Origin of the sequence: Stutzerimonas chloritidismutans AW-1 (genome assembly GCF_000495915.1) — a bacterium.
GTDB lineage: Bacteria > Pseudomonadota > Gammaproteobacteria > Pseudomonadales > Pseudomonadaceae > Stutzerimonas > Stutzerimonas chloritidismutans.
Map to the genome: position 1 here is coordinate 79,323 of NZ_AOFQ01000030.1, position 26,967 is coordinate 106,289.

General features: G+C 64.0%; 20 protein-coding genes. 5 read left to right on the top strand and 15 right to left on the bottom strand.

The window, feature by feature from the left end:
• Both F753_RS35150 and F753_RS35155 read right to left on the bottom strand, forming a co-directional pair.
• Window positions 1-1,674, bottom strand: a complete 1,674-nt coding sequence (locus F753_RS35150) for a bifunctional protein-serine/threonine kinase/phosphatase (RefSeq protein ID WP_014820707.1) — start codon at window positions 1,672-1,674, stop codon at window positions 1-3.
• Between the two features lie 67 nt (window positions 1,675-1,741).
• Window positions 1,742-2,953 carry a NarK family nitrate/nitrite MFS transporter gene (locus F753_RS35155; RefSeq protein WP_023445170.1) on the bottom strand — a complete coding sequence of 404 codons (1,212 nt, stop codon included), beginning with the start codon at window positions 2,951-2,953 and terminating at the stop codon, window positions 1,742-1,744.
• Window positions 2,954-3,310: 357 nt separating this feature from the next.
• On the opposite strand from F753_RS35155, the gene F753_RS35160 reads away from it, so the two are divergent.
• The gene (locus tag F753_RS35160; RefSeq protein ID WP_023445171.1) at window positions 3,311-4,261 is read left to right on the top strand and encodes a 1-phosphofructokinase family hexose kinase; all 951 of its coding nucleotides are present in this window, start codon (window positions 3,311-3,313) and stop codon (window positions 4,259-4,261) included.
• Here the strand turns inward: F753_RS35160 and F753_RS35165 are convergent.
• The 10 genes from F753_RS35165 to F753_RS35210 all read right to left on the bottom strand — a co-directional run bounded on the left by F753_RS35165 (window position 4,245) and on the right by F753_RS35210 (window position 14,699).
• Window positions 4,245-4,688: a thioesterase family protein gene (locus F753_RS35165; protein WP_003280718.1), complete on the bottom strand. Its 444-nt coding sequence runs from the start codon at window positions 4,686-4,688 to the stop codon at window positions 4,245-4,247. The genes F753_RS35160 and F753_RS35165 overlap by 17 nt on opposite strands.
• 226 nt (window positions 4,689-4,914) lie before the next feature.
• Window positions 4,915-5,637: a hypothetical protein gene (locus F753_RS35170; protein ID WP_023445172.1), complete on the bottom strand. Its 723-nt coding sequence runs from the start codon at window positions 5,635-5,637 to the stop codon at window positions 4,915-4,917.
• Between the two features lie 300 nt (window positions 5,638-5,937).
• Window positions 5,938-6,516, bottom strand: coding sequence for an ANTAR domain-containing response regulator (locus tag F753_RS35175; protein WP_023445173.1), 579 nt, complete (start codon window positions 6,514-6,516; stop codon window positions 5,938-5,940).
• Between the two features lie 14 nt (window positions 6,517-6,530).
• Window positions 6,531-7,751 carry a CmpA/NrtA family ABC transporter substrate-binding protein gene (locus tag F753_RS35180; protein ID WP_023445174.1) on the bottom strand — a complete coding sequence of 407 codons (1,221 nt, stop codon included), beginning with the start codon at window positions 7,749-7,751 and terminating at the stop codon, window positions 6,531-6,533.
• 177 nt (window positions 7,752-7,928) lie between these two features.
• On the bottom strand, window positions 7,929-9,557 hold the full coding sequence (locus F753_RS35185; RefSeq protein ID WP_023445175.1) for a BatD family protein: 1,629 nt from the start codon (window positions 9,555-9,557) through the stop codon (window positions 7,929-7,931).
• A complete protein-coding gene (locus F753_RS35190; protein WP_023445176.1) occupies window positions 9,554-11,278 on the bottom strand; it encodes a VWA domain-containing protein in 1,725 nt (574 codons plus the stop codon). Before F753_RS35190 ends, F753_RS35185 begins: the two co-directional genes overlap by 4 nt.
• Complete coding sequence (locus F753_RS35195) at window positions 11,275-12,294, bottom strand: vWA domain-containing protein (RefSeq protein ID WP_023445177.1); 1,020 nt, start codon at window positions 12,292-12,294, stop codon at window positions 11,275-11,277. Before F753_RS35195 ends, F753_RS35190 begins: the two co-directional genes overlap by 4 nt.
• Entirely contained in the window at window positions 12,287-12,781 is a 495-nt protein-coding gene (locus tag F753_RS35200; protein ID WP_023445178.1) for a DUF4381 domain-containing protein, read from the bottom strand. Before F753_RS35200 ends, F753_RS35195 begins: the two co-directional genes overlap by 8 nt.
• Window positions 12,778-13,740, bottom strand: coding sequence for a DUF58 domain-containing protein (locus F753_RS35205; protein ID WP_023445179.1), 963 nt, complete (start codon window positions 13,738-13,740; stop codon window positions 12,778-12,780). Before F753_RS35205 ends, F753_RS35200 begins: the two co-directional genes overlap by 4 nt.
• On the bottom strand, window positions 13,740-14,699 hold the full coding sequence (locus F753_RS35210; protein ID WP_003298329.1) for an AAA family ATPase: 960 nt from the start codon (window positions 14,697-14,699) through the stop codon (window positions 13,740-13,742). Before F753_RS35210 ends, F753_RS35205 begins: the two co-directional genes overlap by 1 nt.
• Before the next feature lie 210 nt (window positions 14,700-14,909).
• Here F753_RS35210 and F753_RS35215 point away from each other — a divergent pair, with 210 nt between their 5' ends.
• Window positions 14,910-19,760: an NAD-glutamate dehydrogenase gene (locus F753_RS35215; protein WP_023445180.1), complete on the top strand. Its 4,851-nt coding sequence runs from the start codon at window positions 14,910-14,912 to the stop codon at window positions 19,758-19,760.
• A gap of 152 nt (window positions 19,761-19,912) precedes the next feature.
• On the opposite strand, the gene F753_RS35220 is transcribed toward F753_RS35215, so the two are convergent.
• A complete protein-coding gene (locus F753_RS35220; RefSeq protein ID WP_023445181.1) occupies window positions 19,913-20,827 on the bottom strand; it encodes a DUF6685 family protein in 915 nt (304 codons plus the stop codon).
• A gap of 158 nt (window positions 20,828-20,985) precedes the next feature.
• Here F753_RS35220 and F753_RS35225 point away from each other — a divergent pair, with 158 nt between their 5' ends.
• Window positions 20,986-21,207 (top strand): DUF2835 domain-containing protein, encoded by a 222-nt coding sequence (locus F753_RS35225; RefSeq protein WP_003298332.1) that lies wholly within the window; start codon window positions 20,986-20,988, stop codon window positions 21,205-21,207.
• Between the two features lie 111 nt (window positions 21,208-21,318).
• Entirely contained in the window at window positions 21,319-22,350 is a 1,032-nt protein-coding gene (locus tag F753_RS35230; RefSeq protein WP_023445182.1) for a quinone-dependent dihydroorotate dehydrogenase, read from the top strand.
• A 92-nt stretch (window positions 22,351-22,442) separates the two neighbouring features.
• Here F753_RS35230 and rmf read toward each other — a convergent pair whose 3' ends face one another.
• Complete coding sequence (gene rmf / locus F753_RS49080) at window positions 22,443-22,658, bottom strand: ribosome modulation factor (protein WP_003280740.1); 216 nt, start codon at window positions 22,656-22,658, stop codon at window positions 22,443-22,445.
• Window positions 22,659-23,017: 359 nt separating this feature from the next.
• On the opposite strand from rmf, the gene rlmKL reads away from it, so the two are divergent.
• Complete coding sequence (rlmKL, locus tag F753_RS35240; RefSeq protein ID WP_023445184.1) at window positions 23,018-25,198, top strand: bifunctional 23S rRNA (guanine(2069)-N(7))-methyltransferase RlmK/23S rRNA (guanine(2445)-N(2))-methyltransferase RlmL; 2,181 nt, start codon at window positions 23,018-23,020, stop codon at window positions 25,196-25,198.
• 35 nt (window positions 25,199-25,233) lie between these two features.
• On the opposite strand, the gene dacB is transcribed toward rlmKL, so the two are convergent.
• On the bottom strand, window positions 25,234-26,691 hold the full coding sequence (gene dacB / locus F753_RS35245) for a D-alanyl-D-alanine carboxypeptidase/D-alanyl-D-alanine endopeptidase (protein WP_023445185.1): 1,458 nt from the start codon (window positions 26,689-26,691) through the stop codon (window positions 25,234-25,236).
• Window positions 26,692-26,967 lie beyond the last annotated feature (276 nt).

The following is a 26,967-nucleotide window of genomic DNA, read 5'->3' on the forward strand; positions in this document are numbered from 1 at the left end:
TCACGCGCCTTTTATCAGCAACACCACTAGCAGCAGGTTGAGCAGCAGCGAAAGCAGTGCCATGCCGCGCCATACCTTCAGCGGCTCACGTTCGAGCAGCGGGCGCGGCCGAAGGCTGGCGCTGCGCTGTTCGCCCTGTTCCAGCTCAAGCAGCCATTGCTCGGCGGTTTCGAAACGCTGTCGTGGATCGACCGCTAGCGCGCGGGCGAGACTTTCCTCCAGCCAGGTCGGCACGTCCGGGCGATAGCGGCTGGCCGGTGTCGGGTTGCCGAAGCGTGGATGCTGGAAGGCTTCGATCTCGCCGTATGGGTAGTGCCCGGTCAGCAGGTAATAGAGGGTCACGCCGGTCGCATAGAGATCCTGCGCTGCGCTGGGTTCGGCCCCTGTGAATGCCTCCGGGGCAATGAAACTCGGGGTTCCGGGCAGGTGATTGGGTAGATCGCGAGTCAGCCCGGGGCAGAACGCCAGGCCGAAATCCAGGATACGCAGCTCGCCGTCCTCACCCAGCAGCAGGTTTTCCGGCTTGATGTCACGATGAAGGATGTTGCGCCGATGCAGCATGCCCACCGCGCGGATCAGCCGGGAGGCGACCTGCAGCAAATCGGCCAGTGGCAGCGGGCCGTCTCGTTCGAAGCGTTGCGCCAGGGTCGTCCCGCTGTACTCGCGCTGCACGTAATAGAGGTGTTGGCGTTCTGGCAGCGGATGCAGTTCGGCGAAGTTGCGCCCGGCAACCCGGCGCATGAACCATTCTTCCTGGAGCAACGCCGGTCCTGCGTCTGCCTCGTCCTGCCGGCTGGGTGGCAGCGTCTTCAGCAGCCAGGCCTGGCCCTGAGCATCCTGCACCCGGTAGATCAGCGACTGCCGCGACTCGTGCAGCAGTGCATTCACCTGCCAGCCCTCGAACAGCTGGCCGGGGCGCAGCTTCGGCGGCAACGGCCAATGATCGAGCTGGGCGAGGGCGTCGGCCAGCACCGCTTCGGGCAGGGCTTCGACGCGCAACAGCAAGGCACTGGCGTTGTCCTGACTGCCGCTCTGGTGCGCCAGATTGACCAGCGCCCGTGCCGCGGCGCCTAGGTCGGGTTGATCGTGCAGGATATGCGCGATGTCGCGTTCGGGGACGCAGGACCAGACGCCGTCGCTCAGCAGCAGGTAGCTTTCGCCTTCTTGCAGCTCGCCGTCGAGGTAGTCCATCACCAGGTGCTGATCCAGTCCCAGCGCACGCTTGAGCACATGCTGCATGCCCGACTGCTCCCAGACATGGTCTTCGCTGAGTCGCTCGAGCTGGGAGCCGTTCCAGCGGTAGGCGCGGCAATCGCCAACATGCGCCAGGGTGAAGCGGCGACCGCGCAGCACCAGTGTGGTGAGGGTGGTCAACAGCGGCTGGTTGCCGCCGTTGGCCTGCAGCCAGCGGTTGTGCGCGACCAGCACGCGGTCGAGTGATTGCGCGACGGCCCAGGTCTCCGGCGTCGCGTAATAGTCGAAAGCCAGCGCCTGCAAGGTCGCTCGCGCAGCCAGGCCGCCATCGGCGCACTGGCTGACGCCATCGGCCAGCGCGAACAGATAGCCCTTGCCGGTTGCCAGCCCGGGCGCCGGGGTGACGATGCGTATCGCATCCTGGTTTTCCGGGCGCGGTCCGGCAGCGCTGGCCTCGCCATAGCTCAATCGCAGGGGCATGGTCGTTCTCGACTGACTGCGTACTGCAGCAGAGCAATATTCGCGCCCTGCAGGATCTGCGAGGGCATCACACCCGTGCCGCGGTTACCGCAGCAGAACCCCAGGTGGTGCGCCAGCGACGCTTGACGCCATAGAGACCGAACCAGGCGAGCACGCCGAGGCTGGCGAATAGCCATAGGCCGAACTGGTAGTCACCGGTCGATTGTTTGACTGCGCCAAGCCCGGCGGTGAGTAGAAAGCCGCCGATACCGCCGGCCATGCCGACCAGTCCGGTCATCACGCCGATCTCCTTGTTGAAGCGCTGCGGCACCAATTGGAACACCGCACCGTTGCCGGCACCCAAGCTGAGCATGGCGACCACGAACAGCGCCAACGCTGCAGTCGAACTGGCCAGATTGAACCCCACCACGGCGATACAGAAGGCGGCGACGGTGTACATCACCAGCAGCGCCCGGATGCCGCCGATGCGGTCGGCCAGTGCACCGCCGAGCGGGCGCAGCAGGCTGCCGGCGAAGACGCAGGCCGCGGTGTAGTAGCCGGCCTTGACCGGGTCGAAGGCGTACTGGTCGTGGAAATAGCCGGGCAGAGTACTGGCCAGGCCGAGGAAGCCGCCAAAGGTGACGCTGTAGAAGAACATGAACCACCAGCTGTCGCGGTCGCCCAGCGCCTTCATGTAATCGGCCAGCGACTTCGGTGCCGGGCGGTTGGGGGCATTCTTCGCCACGCTGGCGAAGATGATCAGGGTGAGGACCAGCGGGATCAGCGCGAGGCCGAATACATTGTTCCAGCCGAAGATCGCCGCCAGCACCGGCGCGAACAGGGCCGCCAGCACAGTGCCGGAGTTACCGGCACCGGCGATGCCCATCGCCTTGCCCTGGTGCTCTGCCGGATACCACTGTGAGGCCAGCGGCAGCGCGACGGCAAAGGATGCGCCGGCCATGCCGAGGAACAGGCCGAGCAGCAGTGCCTGCTCGTAACTGTGGATGCCATGCAGCCAGGCGACGAGCAGCGCGACGATGACGACAATCTGGCCGAACAGCCCCGCGGTTTTCGGCGATGTACGATCCGCCAGGATGCCCAGCGCGAGACGTAGGACGGCACCGGCGAGGATCGGCGTGGCGACCATGAAGGCGCGTTGCTGGGTGGTCAGGCCGAGATCGGCGGCGATCTGCACGCCCAGCGGGCCGAGGACGTACCAGACCATGAAGCTCAGGTCGAAGTAGAGGAAGGAGGCAAACAGGGTCGGCGCATGGCCGGCTTTCCAGAAACTCGTGCTCATTGGATTGGCTCCAGGGCGTTCGTGACGCGGCGTTGGCCGCTAGGGCTGCTCAGACCGCCCCCTCGTCGAGGCGGAAAACAAAAAGGCGCCGCAGCACGCCTGCCAGAGCAGGTGTGGTGCGACGCCTTTGTCGTGATATTGCAGACCGCCGTTGGCCTGCCTGAAGCGGAACTAGCATCTAGCGTGCCAGCCTGCGGAGGCCGCCGATTCTGTGCGTTCGGCGTGGCTAAGCAGATGCCGTACGACGACAAAGCGCACAGATAGCGCGCAACCGCGCGCCAAATCAGGGCAAGGCATCTCGTAAAACCCAGGCGCGCTTGCTGTTAGTCTTGAGCGGCTTTTGCCAAGGAGCGAGCGATGCCTCTGATTGCGACCCTGACCCTCAACCCCGCGATGGACCTTTCCGTGAGCACCGCCCGGGTGATCAGTACCGAAAAGCTGCGGTGTTCGCTGCCGCGCCACGACCCGGGTGGCGGCGGGATCAACGTGGCGCGGGTGGTGAAGACGCTCGGGGGCAGGGCGATCGCCATCTATCCGGCTGGAGGGCCCTTTGGCGATCTCCTGCAGCGTTCGCTCGACGAACTGGGTCTGGTGCATCGTCCGGTGTCCATTACTGGCGATACCCGCGAGAGTTTCACTGTCGATGAGCTGGGCTCAGGCCTGCAGTACCGCTTCGTGCTGCCCGGTCCGACGCTATCCGCGCAGGAACTTCAGCGTTGCCTCGACAGCCTCGCAGCGCTGCAGCCAGCGCCGGCCTATGTGGTGCTGAGCGGCAGCTTTCCACCTGGCGTCGACCTGGGTTTCTACGACGAGCTGCTGGCATTGACGCGCGGTATCGGTGCGCGGCTGGTCGTTGATCTGTCCGGCGAGCCATTACGCCACGCCGCCCGGCAGGGCGGTGCATACCTGATGAAGCCGAGCCTCGACGAGCTGTCCAGCCTTGTGGGCTACCCCATCTCCAGCGAGGCCGAACAGGAGGCAGCGCTGCGCCGCCTGATCGCTCAGGGCTGCGCCGAAGTGGTCGTGTTGTCGCTGGGAGCCCAGGGCGCGCTGTACGCCTGTGGCGATGAGCTGCAGCGCCTGCCCTCGGCGGATGTCCCGGTGGTCAGCGCGGTGGGTGCGGGTGACAGCATGCTCGGCGCCATGGTGCTGGCGCTGGCCGAGGCGCGCTCGCTACAGGATGCGGTGTGCCGGGGCATTGCCGCGGGTGCCGCGACGGTGATGCGTCCGGGCACCGAGCTGTGTCATCGCGAGGATGTCCAGCGGTTGCTGCAATCTGTGGCTGACGCCCCTAGTCGATCCGGTTGACCCGCGGAAACTTGCCGGCGAACGCCTCGGGCATGGCGACGACGCGGCTTTGGGCATAGTCGTAGAAGACGAAACCGGATTTGGCCATGGCGATCAGTGTGCCGTCGGCAGGGCGGGTGATGCGGAAGATGATATCGCCGCCGTACTTGTTGAAATCCATTACGCCGACCTCGAACAGCAGCGCATCACGGGCATGGGCCTCGGCTTTGTAGGTCGTGGCAAGGTCGGTCACGATGATGCCAGCACCGTCCTGACGGGTCTCGGCAACCCCGTAGGCGAACAGGAAGCGCGCCCGCGCCTCGGAAATCATCGAGATCATCGAGTCGTTGGCCAGATGGTTGCCGGCGTTGATGTCGGTGATTCGTACAGTGAGCTGGGTGGAAAAGCAGTACTGGTCTTCCGGGAAATGCAGGGTAAGACGCGCCATGGGTCGCTCGGTAATCGGTAGAAGGCGCGCATTCTAGCGTTGTGTTCTTCGCCGGGGTTAGATGCGCGCTCGTGGCTGCAGTCTTGACCGCGAATGAGCTGGCATTGGGCAGGCTCATTTGCGGCCGAGGCGCTTCTAATGGAAACCCGCGTATAGCGGATCCTGCACGTAGCCATGCGTTGCCGGCCGTCAATGGAGCGGAGACCGGCCCCGCAACCTCTATCCGTCAGCCCGCCCGATGCAAGCCATGCTGCGCTCGTGCGCCACTGTGCTGCAGACGCTGCCGGATCAACTGCAGGCGCGCGTCGATGAAGGGAGTGACAAGGGCAAAACACTCGGGCGGGCTCAGCCTCGGTTGGGCTGCATGGATCACGCTGCGCTCCAGCTTGCCGACCAGCCGCTTCAGCTCCATATCGGTGTCTGTAACCATGCGCCGACAGAGTGCTTTCAGGCGCTTTTGCAAGGCCGGCGTGCAGCCGCCTTGATTCGAGGCGACGACGCAGAGGCCGCGCAGGCGTGCCACGTCTTCCAGTTCGCGGCAGGCGCGAGCGGCTTCGGCGGGTTCGTTGCTCGACATCGGCGCCCGCTTCTCAAGCGCATCGATAAGGGTTTCGATCAGAGCGCAATGCCCGTCGAAATCGGCAGGGTTGTTGCGCAGAACCAGCCAGCCTTCGGTTATCGAATACGCATCGGGCAGGGCACTGCGCTGTTGCAGACGTTGCGTGAGGCTTGTCGCCAGCGCGCAGCGCAGCGCTACCGCAGTGGGTTCGCTCTGTACGCCCAGACCGCGATGCTGTTGCAGCAGGCGGAGAATCTCCAGATCTTCCTGAACTGCCAGCAGGCGCAACTGCGCTACGCGTCGGGAATGTTGTGCGCTGGCCATGCCGTTCAGATAGTGGCCCAGCATCAACAGTGCACAGGCGATCGCCAAGGTCGCGGTGATGGTCATTCTGCAAATCCCTGAAGTGAGCGCGCGGCACTGCCGCGCGGGCAACAAAAAAGGCGTCCGGACCGGCATGTCGTAACATGCGGTGCAGGGACGCCTTCGTCTTTGCCGGACGCCTTCGTTGGCTCGGCCAATCCATCTAGCAAGCTGCTTGCCAGCCTGCCGCTTGCTGCAGGCTTTCGGCTGAACGCCGCGTCGTGGCGGATGGCGGCGTTGCGGCTGTCTCACGGTCCATGCCGAGGGGCCGAGAGCACGCTCGCCGATGGTGCGTTTGGTCGAGCGATTGCACTGCGGGCGTGCAGCTCACTGCCCAAGCAGCTCGTTCATGGCGATGATCTGCTCGGCGACCTGGATCAGCTTCTGCTGGCGACTCATCGCCTGGCGGCGCATCAGGGTGTAGGCCTCTTCCTCCTTGCAGTCGCGCATCTTCATCAGCATGCCCTTGGCCAGTTCGATGCGCTTGCGTTCCGCGAGTTGCTGCTCGCGGGCCTGCAATTGCGCGCGGATCGCCTGGTCGGTCTCGAAACGCGCCATCGCCACATCGAGGATCGGCTTGAGCCGCTGGGCCTGAATGCCCTCGACGATATAGGCGCTGACCCCGGCGCGGATGGCCTGACGCATGGCGTCCGGGTCACTGTCGTCGGTGAACATGACGATGGGTCGTGGTTGGTCGCGGCTGACCAGCACCACCTGTTCCAGCACATCGCGGCCCGGGGAGTCGGTGTCGATCAGCACCACGTCCGGGCGAATTGTCTCGACCCGCTCGGGCAGATCGATGGTCAGGCCGGATTCATCGATGACTTCGAAGCCGGCCTCGATCAGCGCGCTTCGCAGGCGCCCGATCTTGCGTGGGGTGTCGTCGATCAGCAGGATGCGCAACATGCCTGATCTCCTGCTCAAAGTGCAGCCACCATGGCCTGATCGGCCATGGCGTGCAGTGGGAAGCTGCGGGCGTAGGCTGCCGGATCGCTGCCGTCCCAGGTCTTGCCATCCATCAGCGTGGCGCTGCGCATGGGCGACTCCGGCACGGTGATACCCAGCGCTTCCGCAGCCTGTCTGTACAGCTCGATCTGTTGCACCTGGCTTGCAACCAGCTGGTAGTCCGGGTCCTGGCGCAACAGGCCCCAGCGCCGCAGCTGGGTCATGAACCAGAGGCCGTCGGACAGGTAGGGCATGTTCGCCGCGCCATCGGCAAAGAAGCGCAGCGGGTGTTGGTCATTCCAGGCGTTGCCCAGCCCATCCTGATACGAGCCGAGAAAGCGTGATTCGATGGCTGCCAGCGGCGCGTTGACATACTCGCTCCCGGCAATCAGATGTGCGGTGCTGCGGCGGTTTTCCTGGCTCTGGTCGATGAAGCGACTCGCTTCGAGCACCGCCATCACCAGTGCGCGCGCGGTGTTGGGGTACTGCTCGACGAATGCGCGGGTGCAGCCGAGCACCTTTTCCGGATGATCCGGCCATATCGACTGGCTGGTCGCGAGGGTGAAGCCGACCCCCTCGGCGATCGCCTGCGCGCCCCAGGGTTCGCCGGCGCAGAAACCGTCGATGCGCCCGGCCTGCAGGTACGCCACCATCTGCGATGGCGGCAGCACCAGCGTCCGCACATCCTGCAGCGGGTGGATACCATTGGCGGCCAGCCAGTAATAGAGCCACAGCGCGTGGGTGCCGGTGGGGAAGGTATGCGCGAGAGTCAGGCGTGCACCGCTTTGGCGCACGCTGTTGCGCAATGCCTCGGGATCGGTCACGCCGGCAGCCTTGAGCGGGGTCGACAGGTTGATGCTCTGGCCGTTCTGCGCAAGCCCCATGAGCACCGCCATATCCACGGCGCGGCTGCCGCCGATTCCCAGGTGCACGGCATATATCAGTCCGTACAGGCCGTGCGCTGCGTCCAGTTCACCGCCGATCAGCTTGTCGCGCAGGCCCGACCAGGAGTTCTGGCGGTGCAGGTTGAGCGTCAGGCCGAAGGGCTGGGCGAAGCCCTGGGTGGCGGCGACGATCAGCGAGGCGGCATCGGTAAGTGGCAGAAAGCCCAGGTTGAGCGAGCTCTTTTCCGGTGCATCGCTGCCGGCGACCCAGGCCAGTGCATCGTGGCGGGGCGGCGTGGAGGGTTCGGTCATGCTGTGGGCCTTTCGATTGCGAAGCGTGCGGCACAGGTAACCGTGCACGACGGATCAGGAGTGGTCTATGCCAAGCCTGAAGCAAGCGATATGCCAGCGAGAAAGTGGTGCGCCATGCGGTGCCCGTGCACCGCGTTGTTCAGGCGCATCTGGTGTGAAGCGGTGCAGCGTTGCCGGTCAGCGTGGATACAGTGGTGGCAGGGCGCTGTGGTCCTGCTCGACACTCGGGCTGGTCGCTGGAGGGAGCGTCTGAATCGCCTGCCACAGCGCCTCTCCCTGCCAACGCTGGCCGGCTTCGCTGTACAGCGCACCGTTGAGTCCGTCCAGCGCATCGGACAGCGGCACGAAGCGCGCAGCCATGTCGGCCAGCGTCTCCGGCTGTTGCCGCGCCCAGGCATCCAGCGCCTGGCGAGTGGCCTGCGAGTCGTTGGCCTGGCAGGCGCGACGCAGGTCGTCGAGCAGGCTGCGTGGGGTCGGGCCAGGCTGCAGTGCGCGCTGCACTGCGGGTTGCCGCCGCGCGTGTAGCCACAGACCGAAACCGGCGAGGGTGGACAGGGCGAAGAGCAGGGTACTCAGCTGCCAGGGCCACAGTAGCTGCTGCTCGGCAGGTAGTGGCGTTGCGGCCGGTTGCTCGGCGGGCGTCGGCGCGAGATTCGGATTATCGGCGACATTCAGGGTCCGTTCGTCCAGCGTGGTGCGTTCCAGCCGGTCTTCCACGGTGTTCCACCAGACCACTTCCACGGCGGGTAACTGCAACGCGCCGCTGCGCGTGGGAATCAGCGCCTCGCGCTGCTCGCGGCTACCGACCAGACCCGCACCACTGACTTCGTTGGCCAGGATCGGTTGATCCGGGTAGCGGCGCAGGTCGGGGCTCTGGGCAGAACCGATGGCGGGCAACTGGGTGCTGGTCAGGCCTTCGGCCTTGAGCAACAGGCTGCGGGTGAGTGATTCGCCGGTCTGTGCCTGATCGGGCTCCGGGCTCCAGGCTTCGACCAGGGTCAGGCTGCGTGCCGGCAGCCAGGGCGCAGCGGCGGGGTAGTCCGCCGGTTTGCGCTTGACCGTCAGCGGGATGCTTGGTGACCTGACCTGCGTCGAGCGGCCCGAACGCGAGCCGAACAGCGGGTTGCTGCCATTGGTCACGGTGGTGGCGCTGAACAGTTGGGCAGGGATGGTCAGCTCGCCGGACTTCTGCGGGAACAGCGCATAGCGCACTTCGATGACGCCGTGGCGAATGCCGTTGATGGTCTTCTCGTAGGTGCGTGGCTCACCGAGCCGTTCGACCAGGGCTTCCGGCATCTGCAGCGGCGAGAGGGTGCTGTCGTCGTACAGCGAAACCGAATGATAGATGCGCAGGGTGAGGATCACCTGGGCCTGAACGTAAACGTTTTCCTGGTCGACGCTGGCATCGATGAAGATCGGGGCCAGCTGGTCGCTTTCGGTATTTTTCAGCGATTCCTGGACCATCAATGTGATCGGCTCGCTGCGCCAGTCGCCCAGTTGCAGCGGCGGGATGATCACGTACCCGGTCTGCTTCGGTCGCAGGGTGATCAGCCAGCGTGTGATCGCATGGGCTTCGCCGTTGCTGCTGGAAAGCTGGTTGACCTGACGGGTGTCGAACACCTCGAACAATGGCTCCAGCGGCTGCAGGTCGGGCTTGCCGAATACCGTGCTGCCCTGGCTTTCCAGGCTCAGCTCCAGGGTTTCGTCAATGCTCAGCTGGGTGCGGTCAACCCGGGCGAACAGGCCGGCGGCTGCGGCCTGACCAGCAAGGAGGCCGAGCAGAAGAAAAGCCATCAGGCGCATCATCGATTGGTTTCCTGGTGCTTGCGTTGTTCGTAGAGGAATTTTCTTCGCAGCAGCTCGCCGGGATCGTCCGGAATCTGCCGCAACCATTGCTCCATCGCCTGTTGCCGCTCCTGCTCGGGGAGCGCCTCGTGTTGCGCCTGGGCCGCGCTGCCATCCATTTCTTCGGTCTCGGGCGTGGCTTCGGTTGTCGATGGCTGCGAGGCGCCGCTGGCTTCGCTGGACGGCTCGCCCTGGGCATCCTCCGGCGAAGGGGAACGGGCAGAGCCCGCTTCCTGTGATTGCGGCTGCTTGGGTTGCGGCAGTGGTTCTTCGGTTTGCTCGTCCTGCTGATTCTGTTCCTGCTCGGGCTCGGGCTGTTCCTGCTGGCGGCGCAGCAGCTCTTCGATCAGCGCCTTGTTGCGCTGCGCCGCCTGAAGATCAGGCTGCAGGTCCAGCGCTTGGTCATAGGCTTCGATGGCGGCCTCGAAGGCTTCGCTGCGAGCCAGGGCATTGCCACGGTTGTAGTGATCGGCGGCCGTGTTGCCTTCGGCGAACAGCTCTGCCGCGCCGGCATAGTCGCCGGCCTGATAGCGGGCGGTGGCCTGCCAGCGGTGATCGGTGAAGCGCTCGGCAGCCTCGGCCGGCCGCTCCGCGTCCAGCAGGCGTTGGCCCTGCTGATCGCGACGTAGCAAGAGGTCCTCTAGCTCGAAGGCATTGGCAGGCTGCGGCTGCAGCAGCAATAGCGGTAGGCAGAACAACCAGCCGCGGCGACCGGCGAGTGCGGCCAGCAAGAGCAGTGGCAACAGCAGCCAGTGCCCCTGATCCAGCCAGGCTTCCAGCCGCGTGATTTCATCGTTCTGGCGCAACGTGCCAGCTTGATCGAACAGACCGAGGGCCGTCAGGTCGTCGTCACCCAGCCGCGCGCGCTGATAGCGTCCCCCCAGCTCGTTGGCCAGGCGTTGCAGTCTGGCGTTGTCCAGGCGCGGGATGAGGATTGCGCCCTGGGCATCCTTGATGAAACTGCCGTTCTTGCCGGCGATGGGCGCGCCTTGTTCGGTGCCGACGCCGAGGATCAGCAGCCGCTCGTTTCTGCCTTCCATCAGCGTGACGATGGCGCTGCGCTCGTGCTCGTCCAGGCTACTGCCGATCAGCAGCAAGCGCCCGCGCCCCAGGCCAGCCTGTTCGAGCAGGGTGAGGCCTTTGGCGACGGCAAGGTCCGCGCGCTGGCCCTGCTCGGGCATCAGCGTCGGGTGCAGGGCGTCGAGCAGGTTGCGTGTGGTCGCCAGGTCATCGGATAGCGGCACCACGGTGTGGGCGCTGCCGGCGAATACCACGACGGCGGTCTGTACGTCCTGCCGGCGCTCGAGCAGATCCAGCAGCTTGCGCTTGGCCTGTTCCAGGCGAGTGGGTGGTGCGTCGCTGGCGAGCATCGATGGCGTGAGTTCCAGCAGCACCACCAGGGGATCGCTGCGCTTCATGCTCGGCTGTTCGAAGCGTTGCCAGCTGGGCCCGAGCAATGCGATGACCGCCAGCAGCCAGGCCAGGCCCAGCACCAGCCAGGGCAGGCGACTGTGGCGCAGTCGGCCACGGGTCAGCAAGGCGGCATGAAAGGCTTCCGGCAGAAGACGCTGCCAGCGCCCGACCTGCAACTGCCGATGCCAGAGCCGCCACAGCAGCCAGATCAGTAGCGGCAGGCTGAGCAGCCAGTATGGCCGCAACAGATGGGGTAGCAGCTCACTCATCGGCGCTGCTCCCGTCGCCAGGCCAGGCGCTGCAACTGTACGCTCCACAGGCTGGCCGCTACCATCAGCAGGCTGATCAGCAAAGCCGCCGACAGCGGCCAGATGTACAGGGCCTCGGCCACACGGGCCTGGGCTGGTTGCTGCGCTGCCGGCTCGAGACGATCCAGCGTGTCGCCGATCGCTTTCAGCTCTGCGCTCGACGAGGCGCGGAAATACTCACCGCCGGTTTGCTCGGAAATGGCGCGCAGAGTCGGCTCGTCGAGGTCCAGGCCAGGGTTGAAACCGAAGCGGCTGAGCACGCCACCTTCTTCCGGCACGGCGCCGATGCCGATGGTGTGGACCCGCACGCCTTCTTCGGCGGCTAGCGAGGCCGCCAGCAGCGGCTCGATTTCGCCACCGTTGTTGGCACCGTCGGTGATCAATACCAGCACACGACTGTTCGCCGGTCGCTCCCGGAGGCGTTTAACCGCCAGGCCGATGGCGTCGCCAATCGCAGTATTGCTGCCGGCGATGCCAACCCGGGCTTCGTCCAGCCAGACTCGCACGGTGTGGCGATCGAAGGTCAGTGGCGCCTGCAGATAGGCCTTGCTGCCGAAGAGAATCAGGCCGACGCGATCGCCACGACGCTCCTCGATGAAGTCGCCGAGCAGTACCTTGACCAGTTCCAGCCGCGTCAGCTCCTCGTCCTGCCACTGCATGTCGGGGTAATCCATCGAGCCGGAGACGTCCACTGCCAGCAGCAGATCGCGGCCGCTGGTAGGCAGCGGCAATGGTTCACCGAGCCATTGGGGGCGTGCTGCGGCGAACAGCAGCAACAGCCAGATGGTCAGGTAGGGCAGTTGCTGGCGCCAGGCGGGCAGGGCGACACGCGCGCGCCGGCCGGACAGCTGCTGCAGTTCGTCGAGGAAGCTGATCTTCAGCGCGGCTTCGCCGCTATCGGCAGGCGGCAGCAGTGCGCGCAGCAGCCAGGGCAGCGGTAGCAGCAGGAAGACCCAGGGCCAGGCCAGTTCAAACATGCTTGCGGATCCAGATGTCGACGGCCTGTTCGAGCCCGTCGATTGCCTTGTCGTCGAGGCGGCACTCGGCCCGGTAGGTACCTTCGACAAGAATCATCCAGCGGGTCAGCCCGGCGGCCGGGCAGCGGTTGTCGAGAAAGGCCAGCCACGCGCGCCCACTGAGCGTGTGCGGGTGGTCGTTGGGGTAACGAATGCGACAGAGCCGCTTGAGCAGCCCATTGAGTTGTTGCAGCCACTGGCTGGCCGGTTGCCCGCCGTAGGGTTTGCTCAAGCGCGAAAGCTCGATGAGCGCCTCCTGACGCTGCGGCTCCAACGGTGGCTCCGGCTGCACATGGGGCTTGCGCCTGAGCAGCCGGTGACGAAGTCGCCAGAGCAAGCCAAGCGCCATCAGCAGCACCAGGCCGAGCAGCCACCAGCCCGGCGCTGGAGGCCACCAGCTGATCGGCTCGGGACTGATCAGCGGAGCCAGTTGATCGAGCGGATTCATCGCCGTGCGCTCGGATGGCGGACGCTCAGGTGCTCGCGCAACTGCTCGACCAGATCGTGCTGGGTGTCCAGCGGCATCAGCGGCACCCGCAGGCGATCGGCCAGACGCTGCCAGCGGGCGCTGCGCGCCTCGCCCTGCTCGCGGTAGCGCCGACGCAGATCCGCATCCTGGGTATCCAGTTCAAGCCGCGCATTGCCTTCGCTGAAGCGCAGCAGGCCGGCCGCGGGCAGGGCGTGATCCAGTGGATCGAACAGCGGCAGCAACAGCAGGTCGACATGGCGCGCGAGCAGGCTGAGCTGCTGCTCGGCGGCATCGGTGAGGGTGCGCTCGTCGCAGAGAATCACCGACAGACTGCCCGGACGCAGCACTTCCCGTGCCCGGCGCAGGGCCATGCTGAAAGCGTCGGGGTCGATCGGGTTGTCTGGCTGCAGGCGATTGTTGGCGCGGGTGACGCGATCCAGCAGCTGCAGCAGGCTCTGCTTGCTGCGCCGTGGCTTGATTTCCTGACGCTCATCGCCGAACACCAGCCCGCCGACGCGATCATTGTGGCTGAGCGCCGCCCAGCCGATCAGGCTCGCCGCCTGCGCCGCCAGCACCGACTTGAACAGCCGGCCGCTGCCGAAGAACAATCGCGGGCTCTGCTCGATGACGATATAGATCGGCCGCTCGCGTTCTTCGTGGAACAGCTTGGTATGCGGCTCCTGGGTGCGTGCGGTGACGCGCCAGTCGATGGTGCGCACGTCGTCACCGGGCTGATAGATGCGAACCTGGTCGAAATCCACGCCATGCCCGCGCAGCTTGGAATGATGCAGCCCGACCAGCGGGCTGCGGCGATGCGGTGTGGAAAACAGTGGCACTTCACGGACGCGATGACGCATGTCGATGAGTTCGGCCAGGCTCACACGGATGCCGGAGCCCTGCTCGGTTGGCTGCCCGGCGGCGGAAGCCTGCGGTTGCATCAGGCCACCGCGACCACGTCGAGAATGCGCTGGATGACCCGGTCCTGATCAATGCCGGCGGCTTCTGCCTCGAAGGAGAGAATCAGGCGGTGACGCAGTACATCGAAAAGCATCGCCTGTATGTCCTCGGGGCTGACGAAGTCGCGCCCGGCCAGCCAGGCATGGGCACGGGCGCAGCGATCCAGCGAGATCGAACCCCGCGGACTCGCGCCATAGGCGATCCATTCGGCCAGTTCGGCATCGAACTTGGCCGGCGTGCGCGTGGCCATGACCAGTTGCACCAGGTATTCCTCCACCGCATCGGCCATGTACAGGCCGAGGATATCCTTGCGCGCAGCGAAGATCGCCTGCTGGCTGACCCGATGTTCCGGCGCCGCCTCGCCATTGATCGCCTCGCCACGGGCCTGCTGCAGGATGCGTCGTTCCACCGAGGCGTCGGGGAAGCCGATCTTCACGTGCAGCAGGAAGCGGTCGAGCTGTGCTTCGGGCAGGGGGTAGGTGCCTTCCTGCTCGATCGGGTTCTGTGTCGCCATCACCAGAAACAGCGGCGGCAGGTCATAGGTGCTGCGACCGACGCTGACCTGGCGCTCGGCCATGGCTTCGAGCAGCGCCGATTGCACCTTGGCCGGTGCCCGGTTGATTTCGTCCGCGAGCACCAGGTTGTGGAAGATCGGCCCCTGCTGGAAGACGAAGCTGCCGGTCTCCGGGCGATAGATTTCGGTACCGGTGATGTCGGCGGGCAGTAGGTCGGGGGTGAACTGGATGCGATGGAACTCGGCCTCGAGGCCTTCGGCAAGCTCCTTGATGGCGCGGGTCTTGGCCAGGCCCGGCGCCCCTTCGACGAGCATGTGGCCGTCGGCGAGCAAGGCGATCAGCAGGCGTTCGATCAGCCGTTCCTGCCCCAGGATCTGGGTGGACAGGAACTGTCGCAGCGCGATTATCGATTCACGGTGATCCATCTTTTCGAGTCTTCCAGGTGGGCGGCAAATCGGCTGGCGCGGCGGGCAGAGACGCCGGCTGCTATTGGCTGCTACAGACAGTCGCAGGCGACTGCAGGAGAAGCGCCACTTTACTGCATTAACCCTCGACTAGACTAACCTTGAACCTTCGTCCTGTGCCGTCAGTCACTACCGACGTCTCTTTCCCCAGCAAGCCAAGCGGAGCCATACATGGCGTTCTTTTCAGCGGCCAGCAAGGCCGACTTTCAGCAGCAATTGCAGACAGCGTTAGCGCAACACGTAGACCCGAAAATCCTGCCGCAACTGAGCCTGTTCGCCGAACAGTTCTTCGGCATCGTCGCGCTGCCCGAACTCACCGAACGGCGCATGAGCGATCTGGTCGGCTCGACACTGGCCAGCTGGCGCCTGCTGGAGCGCTTCGATCCCGCCAAACCCGAGGTGCAGGTATTCAACCCCGACTTCGAGAAGCATGGCTGGCAATCGACCCACAGCGTGGTCGAGGTGCTGCATCCGGACATGCCGTTTCTGGTCGATTCGGTGCGCATGGAGCTGACGCGCCGCGGCTACAGCATCCATACCCTGCAAACCAGCGTGCTGCAGGTGCGTCGCGGGGCCGATGGCAGCTTGTTGGAGCTGCTGCCCAAGGATGAGCGCGCCGCTGACAGCCATGCCGAATCGTTGATCTTCGTGGAGATTGATCGCTGCGCCAGCCCGACGGCCCTGCGCGAGCTCGAGCAGTCACTGCTGGGTGTGCTGGCTGATGTGCGTCAGGTGGTGAGTGACTTTGCGGCGATGAAGGGCAAGGCGGTCGAGCTGCAAGGGCGTCTGGAGCAGGTCAACCTGAGCATCGACGGTGATGAGCTGGAAGAGATCCGCGACTTCATGCGGTGGCTGGCGGACGACCATTTCACCTTCCTCGGCTACGAAGAGTTCTCCGTGCAGGAACAGGCCGACGGCGGGCGCATCGTCTATGACGAAAGCTCGCTGCTGGGTCTGTCGCGCAGCATGCGCACCGGGCTTTCCGAGGAGGAGCAGTCGCTCACCGGTCAGTCGGTCAGCTACCTGCGTGAGCCACTGCTGCTGTCGTTCGCCAAGGCGGCCATGCCCAGCCGCGTGCACCGCCCGGCTTACCCTGATTTTGTTTCGGTGCGCGAGTTCGATGACGAAGGGCGGGTGGTTCGCGAATGCCGCTTCCTCGGCCTGTTTACCTCGTCGGTCTACACCCAGAGCGTGCGACGCATCCCGTTCATCCGCAGCAAGGTCGAGACGGTCGTGCAGCGCGCCAATTTCGGTAGCTCCGCGCATCTGGCCAAGGAGCTGGTGCAGGTTCTCGAGGTGCTGCCGCGTGACGAGCTGTTCCAGGCGCCGATCGACGAGCTGTTCGAAAACGCCATCGCCATCGTGCAGATCCAGGAACGCAATCGGCTACGGCTGTTCCTGCGTTTCGATCCCTATCGGCGTTTCTGCTACTGCCTGGTGTACGTGCCGCGTGACAGTTACTCCACCGAGACACGGCTAAAAATCCAGCAGGTGCTGCAGGAGCGGCTCGAAGCCAGCGACTGCGAGTTCTCCACCTATTTCTCCGAATCGGTGCTGACGCGCGTGCAGTTCATTCTGCGTCTGGACCCCAGCCGCGCGCTGCAGGTCGATCCGGCGCGTCTCGAGCAGGAAGTGCTGCAGGCCTGCCGCACCTGGCAGGACGACTACCAGAGCCTGGTGGTCGAGCGCTTCGGCGAAGCCAAGGGCACCCATCTGCTCAACGAGTTTCCGAAAGGCTTCCCAGCGGGCTACCGTGAGCGCTTCTCGCCGCAATCGGCCACCGTCGACATGCAGCATGTGCTCGACCTCAGCGAGGAGCGTCCGCTGGTGATGAGTTTCTATCAGCCGATCACGGCTGAAGAGAACCGTCTGCACTGCAAGTTGTATCACCTGAATACACCGCTGCCGCTGTCGGACATCCTGCCGATCATGGAGAACCTGGGGCTGCGGGTGCTCGGCGAGTTTCCGTTCCGGTTGCGCGACCGCAGCGGCCGCGAGTACTGGATACACGACTTCGCCTTTACCTATGCCGAAGGTCTGGAAATCGACCTGCTGGAAATCAACGAGGCGCTGCAGGATGCGTTCATCCATATCTACGGCGGCTTTGCCGAGAACGATGGATTCAACCGTCTGGTGCTGACCGCCGGGTTGGCCTGGCGGGAAGTGGCGCTGCTGCGCGCCTATGCGCGCTATCTCAAGCAGATTCGCATGGGCTTCGACCTTGGCTATATCGCCAGCGCGCTGCTCAATCACACGGATATCGCCCGCGAGCTGGTGCGGCTGTTCAAGATGCGCTTCTACCTGGCGCGCAAGCTCGGTGACGAGGATCTGGCAGACAAGCAGCAACGGCTGGAACAGGCGATTCTCACAGCGCTTGATGAGGTGGCGGTACTCAACGAGGACCGGATTCTGCGGCGCTATCTGGCGCTGATTCAGGCCACCCTGCGAACCAACTTCTATCAGCCGGATGCCAACGGCAAACCCAAGTCGTATTTCAGCTTCAAGCTCGATCCGCGCTCGATCCCGGAGATGCCGCGCCCGGCACCGATGTACGAGATCTTCGTCTATTCGCCACGGGTCGAGGGCGTGCACCTGCGCGGCGGCAAGGTGGCGCGTGGAGGGTTGCGCTGGTCCGACCGTGAAGAGGACTACCGCACCGAAGTGCTCGGCCTGGTCAAGGCGCAGCAGGTGAAGAATGCGGTGATCGTTCCCGGCGGCGCGAAAGGCGGTTTCGTGCCGCGTCGTCTGCCTACCAGTGGCACGCGGGATGATATTCAGGCCGAAGCGATCGCCTGCTATCGCATTTTCATCAGTGGCCTGCTCGACATCACCGATAACCTGCATGAAGGCCAGGTCGTTCCGCCCGCCAATGTACTGCGCTATGACGGTGACGATCCCTATCTGGTGGTCGCTGCGGACAAGGGCACAGCGAGCTTTTCGGACATCGCCAACGGCATCGCCGCCGAATACGACTTCTGGCTCGGCGACGCCTTTGCCTCGGGCGGCTCGGCAGGCTACGACCACAAGAAGATGGGCATCACCGCGCGCGGCGCCTGGGTTTCGGTGCAGCGGCACTTCCGTGAGCGCGGCATCAACGTGCAGACCGACGTGATCAGCGTCATCGGTATCGGCGACATGGCTGGCGATGTGTTCGGCAACGGTCTGCTGATGTCCGAAACCCTGCAGCTGGTGGCCGCGTTCAACCATCTGCATATTTTCATCGACCCCAATCCCGATCCTGCGCGCAGTTTCATCGAGCGCAAGCGCCTGTTCGACCTGCCGCGCTCGTCATGGACCGATTACGACGTGTCGCTGATTTCGGAAGGCGGTGGCATCTTCCCGCGTTCGGCCAAGCGAGTCGCGATCACGTCACAGATGAAAGAGCGCTTCGCCATCGAGGCGGATCAGCTGACCCCAGCCGAGCTGATCCACGCGCTGCTCAAGGCACCGGTGGACCTGCTATGGAATGGCGGTATCGGTACCTATGTGAAGAGCGGAGGCGAAAGCCACGCCGAAGTCGGCGACAAGGCCAACGATGCGGTGCGGGTCAATGGTGCCGATCTGCGCGCCAAGGTGGTGGGCGAGGGCGGCAACCTCGGCATGACCCAGCTGGGGCGCGTCGAGTACGCGCTGCATGGCGGATCGAGCAATACCGACTTCATCGACAATGCCGGCGGCGTCGATTGCTCGGATCATGAAGTGAACATCAAGATCCTGCTCAATGAGGTGGTCAGCGCCGGTGACATGACCGCCAAGCAGCGCGATCAACTGCTGTTCGAAATGACCGACGCGGTGGCCGAGCTGGTGCTGCAGAACAACTACAAGCAGACCCAGGCGCTGTCCCAGGCACAGCATCGCTCGCGGGAGCGGGCCGCCGAGTATGTTCGGTTGATCAATGCGCTGGAGGCGGCGGGGCAGCTCGACCGCGCGCTCGAGTTCCTGCCCAGCGATGACGCCCTGACCGAGCGCGCCAGCATCGGCAAGGGGCTGACCCGGCCGGAGCTGTCGGTTCTGATTTCCTACAGCAAGATCGAACTGAAGAAAGCGCTGCTGGATTCGCGCGTGCCGGACGACGACTACCTCGCCCGCGAAATGGAAAGTGCCTTCCCGCAGCAACTGAGCGAGCGTTTCCACGATGCCATGCTGCAACATCGCCTCAAGCGCGAAATCGTTGCTACCCAGATTGCCAACGATCTGGTCAACAACATGGGCATCACTTTCGTTCAGCGCCTGAATGAGGCGACGGGCATGAGTGCGGCGAATGTCGCCGGAGCCTACGTGATCGTGCGCGACATCTTCCATCTGCCTCACTGGTTCCGGCAGATCGAGGCGCTGGATCACAAGGTACCGGCGGAGCTGCAGTTGGCCTTGATGGATGAGCTGATGCGCCTGGGCCGCCGCGCGACGCGCTGGTTCCTGCGCAATCGTCGTAGCGAGCTGGATGCCGCACGCGACGTCGCTCATTTTGGTCCACGCGTAGCGGCCCTGGGGCTGAAGCTCGATGAACTGCTGCAAGGCTCGACGCGTGACCGCTGGCAGGAGCGCTATAAGCGTTATACCGAAGCCGGGGTGCCGGAGCTGCTGGCGCGCATGGTGGCCGGTACCAGCCATCTGTACACGCTGTTGCCGATTCTGGAGGCCGCTGACGAAACTGGCCAGGTGCCTGCGCAGGTGGCGGCAACCTACTTCGCCGTCGGTGGTGCGCTGGAGCTTCCCTGGTATCTGCATCTGCTCACCAACCTGCCGGTTGCCAACAACTGGCAGGCCCTGGCGCGTGAAAGCTTCCGCGACGACCTCGACTCACAGCAGCGCAGCATCACGGTATCGGTGCTGCAGATGGAGAACGGTCCGGAGGCGATCAGCGAGCGGGTCGACGCCTGGTTGTCTCAACGACCAGTGTTAATGGAGCGCTGGCGCTCGATGCTTGCCGAGCTGCGCGGCGCCAGCGGCACCGACTACGCCATCTATGCAGTCGCCAGCCGCGAGCTGCAGGGGCTGGCGCAGTCGGTAGGGCATGGCTGACGAGGTCTTGCGGCTTCCTCCGTGGACGATCCGTCCGCGGCAGAGGCCGCGCCATTAATGCGGCGCAACTGAAAAACGCACTGCCCTCGGGCGGTGCGTTTTTTTTTGCGGATGGGTGTTTGCTGCGTAGGGGGGGGCGTGGCGGTAAACGCTCAGTCCTGCGCAGGCAGTCCGACCTTGAAGCGAGTGATCTGCGGCAGATCGCGCAGGTAGCGGATCAGGTCAGGTGCGCCTGCCAGCTTCAGCCCCTCGCCAATGGCATTGGCTGTGGGGTCACGCTTCTCCAGCAACAGCAACTCGGAATTGCTGGCATCGCGCAGTAGTGTCAAGCGGGCATAGGGAACCTGGCTGTCGAGCAGCATGGCCATGAATTCACGGTCGCTCCAGGCCTGAGCAGGCATCGTCACGGCGTGGTAGTCAGCGTCCAGCGCGTGAACACCGGAGCGGTCGAGGCGGTAATCGGTGACCTCCGCCGGCAGCATGACTTCCAGGCCGCGCAAGCGCGCGTAGGCCACGGCGCAGGCAAAGGCTTCCAGATGGTGTTCGCCGGCCCAATAAAGCCGCTCCCCGAGCCAGCTCGCCTGGCGAACATCGATCGCTGCCCCCTTGTCGAAGCCGGGCAAGGCGGTACCGAGTGCTCGAAGAAAATCCTTGTAGCTGATGATTCGTACCTGTCGACAACCCGCCGTGCTGGAAAAGGCTTCGAAGGTCGGGTAACTCGGTTCATTTTTGCGCTGCCCGCCGAAGCCGTCGATCTGCCGCAGGTCGAGCCGTGACCGGGTGCAATCCTTGCTGATCAAGCGGGTCAGCGAAGCATGGGCACGGGCCTTGTCTTCCTGCACCGGACCGGAGAGCGCACCACGTGGCAGCTCCAGCAAGCGTTGCAGGCAGGGGCCATCGTTCCAGAAAATGCTGGGCTCAGGCTCGGGTAGGCGGGAAAAGGGCAGCTGCAGGCTGCTGGCGCGATCCTGAATGGGAAGCGAAGCCTTGGAGCGCAGCCCGAGGCGTTGCGCAAGTCGTGCGATTTGAGAAGTCAGTGAAGGCATTGGCTCGGGCAGGCTCATCATGATGCTTGAGCTCTCAGGGCTACGGCCGAAGTGTGGCAGACCTGTGTCATTTGCGCACGGGCTTTGCGCCACCCGTAGCGCTGGCCTGCGTCACAGCCTTGGGCAAAGATCGCGTGTCGATGTGGCAATATCGCTGAATAGATCACTGAGGAGCCTCCATGCCAAATCTGGTACTGGATATCGCGCTGTCCGCCGAACGAATGAAGGCGGTCTACCAGGGCCACGCGAATCGAGTCCTGATTCGAAGTCGCGACGGCACTCGAGTCAGCTTGCCGGCGCATCATCTGCGCCCGTTTCTGACCCACGAAGGGATATATGGTTCCTTCGAGCTCGAATTCGCTGAGCAGGGACAATTACTGCGTTTGCGGCGTCTGCAATAGACCCGTCGGTCGGTGCGCTCGACCGGCCTATTTCCTCGCTGGCGGCAGCGGCTGAAGCCCTCTCGGGCTGCTATACTCCGCGTCCACATTTACCGAGACCTTAGGCTGCGTATGTATAACCTGGCCCGCCAGCTATTGTTCAAGTTATCTCCGGAAACTTCCCATGAACTTTCCCTCGAGCTGATTGGCGCCGGTGGCCGTCTCGGGCTCAATGCAATGCTCGGCAAAGCGCCAGCAAGTCTTCCTGTTCAGGTGATGGGGCTCGATTTCCCCAATCCGGTCGGCCTGGCAGCAGGGTTGGACAAGAACGGCGAAGCCATTCGCGGAATGTCGCAGCTGGGCTTCGGTTTCATCGAAGTGGGAACCGTGACGCCGCGCCCGCAGCCAGGTAACCCCAAGCCACGGATATTCCGCCTGCCCGAGGCCGAGGCGATCATCAATCGCATGGGTTTCAATAACCATGGTGTAGATGCGCTGCTGGCTCGGGTAGAGGCCGCCAGGTTCAAGGGCGTCCTCGGTATCAACATCGGCAAGAATTTCGATACGCCTGTCGAGCGCGCCGAGGAGGACTACCTGCTCTGCCTGGACAAGGTCTATCACCACGCAAGCTACGTCACCGTCAACGTCAGTTCGCCGAACACGCCTGGCTTGCGCAGCCTGCAGTTCGGCGACTCGCTCAAGCATTTGCTCGATGCGTTGCGACTGCGCCGTGAGGATCTGGAGATCATGCATGGCAAGCGCGTGCCGCTTGCGATCAAGATCGCTCCGGACATGACCGACGAAGAAACCGCTCTGGTGGGCGAGGCGGTATTCCAGGCCGGGATGGACGCGATCATCGCCACCAACACTACCCTTGGCCGAGAAGGCGTTGCCGGCTTGGCTCATGCTGACGAAGCTGGTGGCCTGTCTGGTGCGCCCGTTCGGGAGAAGAGCACGCACACGGTCAGGGTGCTGGCACAGACGTTAGGCGGACGGCTGCCGATCATTGCTGTGGGCGGCATCACCGAGGGCAGGCACGCGGCAGAGAAGATCGAGGCGGGTGCCAGCCTGGTTCAGTTGTATTCAGGTTTCATCTACAAGGGACCGGCATTGATCCGCGAGGCGGTGGATGCCATCGCGGCGCTGCGTTCAAAAGCGCATTGATGATTGCCCGGAAGGGGCTCCTGTTGGGAGCCCCTGGGCTTCTCGCCCGCCGCCCGGGTGGGGCGCGCTATCAAGTCGGGTGGATCGGTGAATTAGCCGACCGCGTGAAGTTCGTTGAGTCTATGCAGACCGGCCGTGCCGGTCAGACCATCCCAGTTGTCGCCGCGACCCTCCCGCCAGCCGTTAATCCAGGCTTGGCGAACATTGGGATGGGAAAAAGGACAGAGATCGCGAGATTTGCCATGTATGCCGTGCTGATAACCGCGTAGAAATGCTCGTTCCATCGGATCACGCTTGAGTCTTCTCATTGGGTATTGCCCTCAGTGGTTGACTGGTGTTCCTGTGGCCTCATGGCGAGACCGGGCAGATAGACTGCCAATGAAGCGCGCTGCCGGCGTGGCACGCTTCGCCGGCACCATTGCGATGTCGGCCTGAGGTGAGTTCTAACGCAATGCTGAAGACGCTGGAATGATCGTTTTGTCATAAGTAGGTAACGAATCTATGGTTCTACCCATAAGCCTGAAAGGGCAAGGGATGCGAAGTGCACTGCTTGGCCGCTTCTGCATGATTGCAACCATGATGTTTGTAACTTCTTTCTAATTTTCTTTGCTGGGCCTGTTCCGACGAAAGGGTCGCGACGGTCCGAAGCACCTTTTGTGGAAACTCCATGACCGACCGCCATGAACTGATCCTGACCTGTCCCAAGGGACTCGAAGGCCTGCTGCTCGAGGAAGCCACCGCGCTTGGACTGGAGGAGAGTCGCGAGCAGACATCCGCGATTCGCGGCTTCGGTACGCTGGAGGTGGCCTACCGGCTCTGCCTATGGTCGCGCCTGGCCAATCGCGTGCTGCTGGTGATCAGCCGTTTTCCCACTGTAGACGCCGAGACGCTTTACCAAGGGGTTCACGCCGTCGACTGGGCTGACCATCTGCAGCCTGCCGGCAGCCTGGCAGTGGAGTTCAGTGGTCGTGGCTCGGGCATCGATAACACCCATTTCGGTGCGCTCAAGGTCAAGGACGCCATCGTGGATCGGCTGCGAACCGCATCTGGCGAGAGACCCAGCATCGACAAGTTCGATCCTGATCTGCGCGTGCATCTGCGCCTCGACAAGGGGCAAGCGGTGCTTTCGCTCGACCTCTCCGGGCACAGCCTGCACCAGCGTGGCTATCGACTGCAGCAGGGTGCAGCGCCGCTCAAGGAAAACCTTGCTGCCGCGATCCTGATGCGTGCCGGCTGGCCACGAATTGCCGCTGCTGGTGGCGCGTTGACAGATCCCATGTGCGGCGTCGGCACCTTTCTTGTCGAAGGGGCGATGATGGCGGCGGACATCGCGCCGAATCTCAAGCGCGAGCGTTGGGGTTTCAGTGCCTGGCTGGGGCACGTACCCGCGCTGTGGTCGCGACTGCACGCCGAAGCTCAGGCACGGGCAGAGGTTGGCTTGGCCAAGCCGCCCTTATGGATTCGCGGCTATGAAGCCGATCCTCGGCTGATCCAGCCGGGACGCAACAACATCGAACGCGCTGGGCTGGCCGGCTGGATCAAGGTCTACCAGGGTGATGTCGGCGACTTCGAGCCGCGCCCGGACCAGAATCAGAAGGGCTTGGTGATCTGCAATCCGCCCTATGGCGAGCGCCTCGGCGACGAGGCGAGTCTTCTCTATCTCTACCAGAACCTCGGCGAACGCCTGCGCCAGGCCTGCCTGGGCTGGGAAGCCGCGATATTCACCGCCGCGCCGGATCTCGGCAAGCGCATGGGCATCCGCAGTCACAAGCAGTACGCGTTCTGGAACGGTGCGCTGCCGTGCAAGCTGCTGCTGATCAAGGTCGAGCTGGATCAGTTCGTGACCGGTCAGCGCGCCACCCCTCATGAGGAACACTCACAGCAGCAGGCGCCAGTCGAGCAGGCACGTCTCAGCGAAGGCGGGCAGATGTTCGCCAATCGCCTGCAGAAGAATCTGCGTCAGCTCGGCAAGTGGGCGCGTCGCGAGGGCATCGAATGCTACCGGCTCTATGACGCGGACATGCCTGAGTACGCCTTGGCGATCGATCTGTACGGTGACTGGGTGCACGTGCAGGAGTATGCGCCGCCGCGCTCCATCGATCCGGAGAAGGCGCAGGTGCGCCTGCTCGATGCATTGGCTGCCATACCGCAAGCACTGGGCATTCCGCGCGAGAAGGTGGTGGTAAAGCGCCGCGAGCGCCAGACGGGCTCGCGCCAGTACGAGCGTCAGGCCAGTCAGGGCGAGTTTCTCGAAGTGACCGAGGGCGGCGTCAAGCTGCTGGTGAATCTCACCGATTATCTGGATACCGGCCTGTTCCTCGATCATCGCCCTCTGCGCCTGCGTATTCAGCGTGAAGCGGCCGGCAAGCGTTTTCTCAACCTGTTCTGCTATACCGCAACCGCCACGGTTCACGCGGCCAAGGGCGGTGCGCGCAGCACCACCAGCGTCGACCTGTCGAAAACCTATCTCGACTGGGCACGCCGCAATCTCTCGCTGAATGGTCTTTCGGATCGCCAGCGCTTGGAACAGGGCGATGTGATGGCCTGGCTGGAAGAAGACCGTGGTGAGTACGACCTGATCTTCATCGACCCGCCGACGTTCTCCAACTCCAAGCGCATGGAAGGCGTGTTCGACGTGCAGCGGGACCATCAGGTGCTGCTTGATCTGGCGATGGCCCGGTTGGCGGCGGGCGGGACGCTGTATTTCTCCAACAACTTCCGCAAGTTCGTGCTGGATGCCAGCCTGAGCGAGCGCTATGCGGTAGAGGAAATCAGCAGCGAAACGCTGGACGAGGACTTCCGTCGTAACCCCCGTATTCATCGCGCCTGGAAACTCCAGGCGCGATGATCATCCGGTGTAGGCAGGCCCTCGGCCTGCCGGAGTCAGCGTTGTGCGGTGTTCTGGTTGCGCTGACCGTAGAGGCTGACCAGCACCTGATCGAGAATCGAGGCTGCGCCCCAGGGGCGGGGGGGGTTCAGGATCGCCACGACCGCCCAGACATTGCCGTCGCCGTCGCGGCTGTAGCCGGCGATGGCGCGTACGGTGTTCAGGGTTCCCGTCTTGAGGTGCGCCTTGCCGGCGACAGGGGTATTGCGTAGGCGCTTGCGCATGGTGCCGTCCACGGCGGCCAACGGCATCGATGAAATGAATTCGGCCGAGTAAGGGCTGCGCCAGGCGGCCTGCAGCAAGCTCCCCAGTTCGCGTGCGCTGACGCGTTCGGCGCGTGAAAGCCCGGAGCCGTTCTCGATCACCAGATGCGGCGAGATAAGTCCCTTCTTGGCCAGCCATTGGCGGATGACCCGCTGCGCCGCTTTGGCGTCATCGGCATCCGCTTCGTTACGGAACTCCGCGCCCAGGCTCAGAAACAGCTGCTTGGCCATGGTGTTGTTACTGTACTTGTTGATGTCCCGAATGATCTCGGTGAGGTCCGGCGAGTACGCCCTCGCCAGCAGTCGTGCTTTGCCCGGTACCTGGGCCACACGGTCGGCGCCGAGGATGCTGCCGCCGAGCTCGGCCCAGATTGCGCGTACAGCGCCTGCGGCATAGCGCTCGTGATCGAGCAGTGAAAGGTAGGTCTGCGCGCTGCAGCCGTCGGCGAGCTTGCCGGTGACCACGACGGTGACGCCATCGCCATCCGCCACTGGGTTGTAGAGCACGTCCGGCCAGCCTGGGCATTTGCCCGCGGGCAGCGTTTTGACCCGGTTGTCGATACGAACGCTGGCGATCGGCGGCTCGACTGCGATGTTCACCTTGCCGCCATCGTTGCGGACGATGAAACGCAGCGCCTTGAGGTTGACCAGTAGTGAGTCGGGACCAACTAGAAAGGGTTTGTTCTTGTCATTGCCGTCGTCATCGAAGACGGGCAGGTCGGGCTGGACGAAATGGCTGCGATCGAGCACCAGGTCGCCAGTGACCTTGGTAACTCCGTTGGCACGCAAATCTCGCAGCAGCAGCCAGAGCTTCTCCATGTTCAGTTTCGGGTCGCCGCCGCCCTTGAGGTAGAGATTGCCGTTGAGGGTGCCGTCCACCAGCGGGCCGTCGGCATAGAACTCGGTCTTCCACTGGTGGTTGGGGCCGAGCAGTTCGAGGGCGGCGTAGGTGGTAACCAGCTTCATGGTCGAGGCGGGGTTGACCGATACGTCGGCGTTGACGAACGTCGGCGCGGCGTCACCGGTCAGTGGCAGCATGACTACGGACAGTGCGTCGCTGCTGATCTTGTTGGCTTTCAGTGCCTGTTCGACGCGCGGTGGCAGTGTCTGGTTCACCCCGGCGGCCTGGGCTGGCAGAGTCAAGGGCAGGGCGAAGATGGCTAAGGTGATGCCGCGGAGGATGGAGCTCATCGTACGAGCGCCTCTGGGCAAACACAGGGGGCTGCTGGCGGTTTGATTTGACATGTGTTTCCCACTGCTCTTAGGGAACGAATGCGGGCCATTATGCCCGTGCTGTAGAGGCGTCGTGCCTCTATCCGATAAGCGTAGCTGCGGTACACAGGTTACTGCAAAGACAGATGCGCACCAGGCTGCGATGAGCTCAACCGCTGCTGTCGGTCATCGCCTTGGCGCGGGGTTGCTGTTAGAGTGCGCGCCGTCATCAAGTAGAAAAAGGATCGCCCCCAA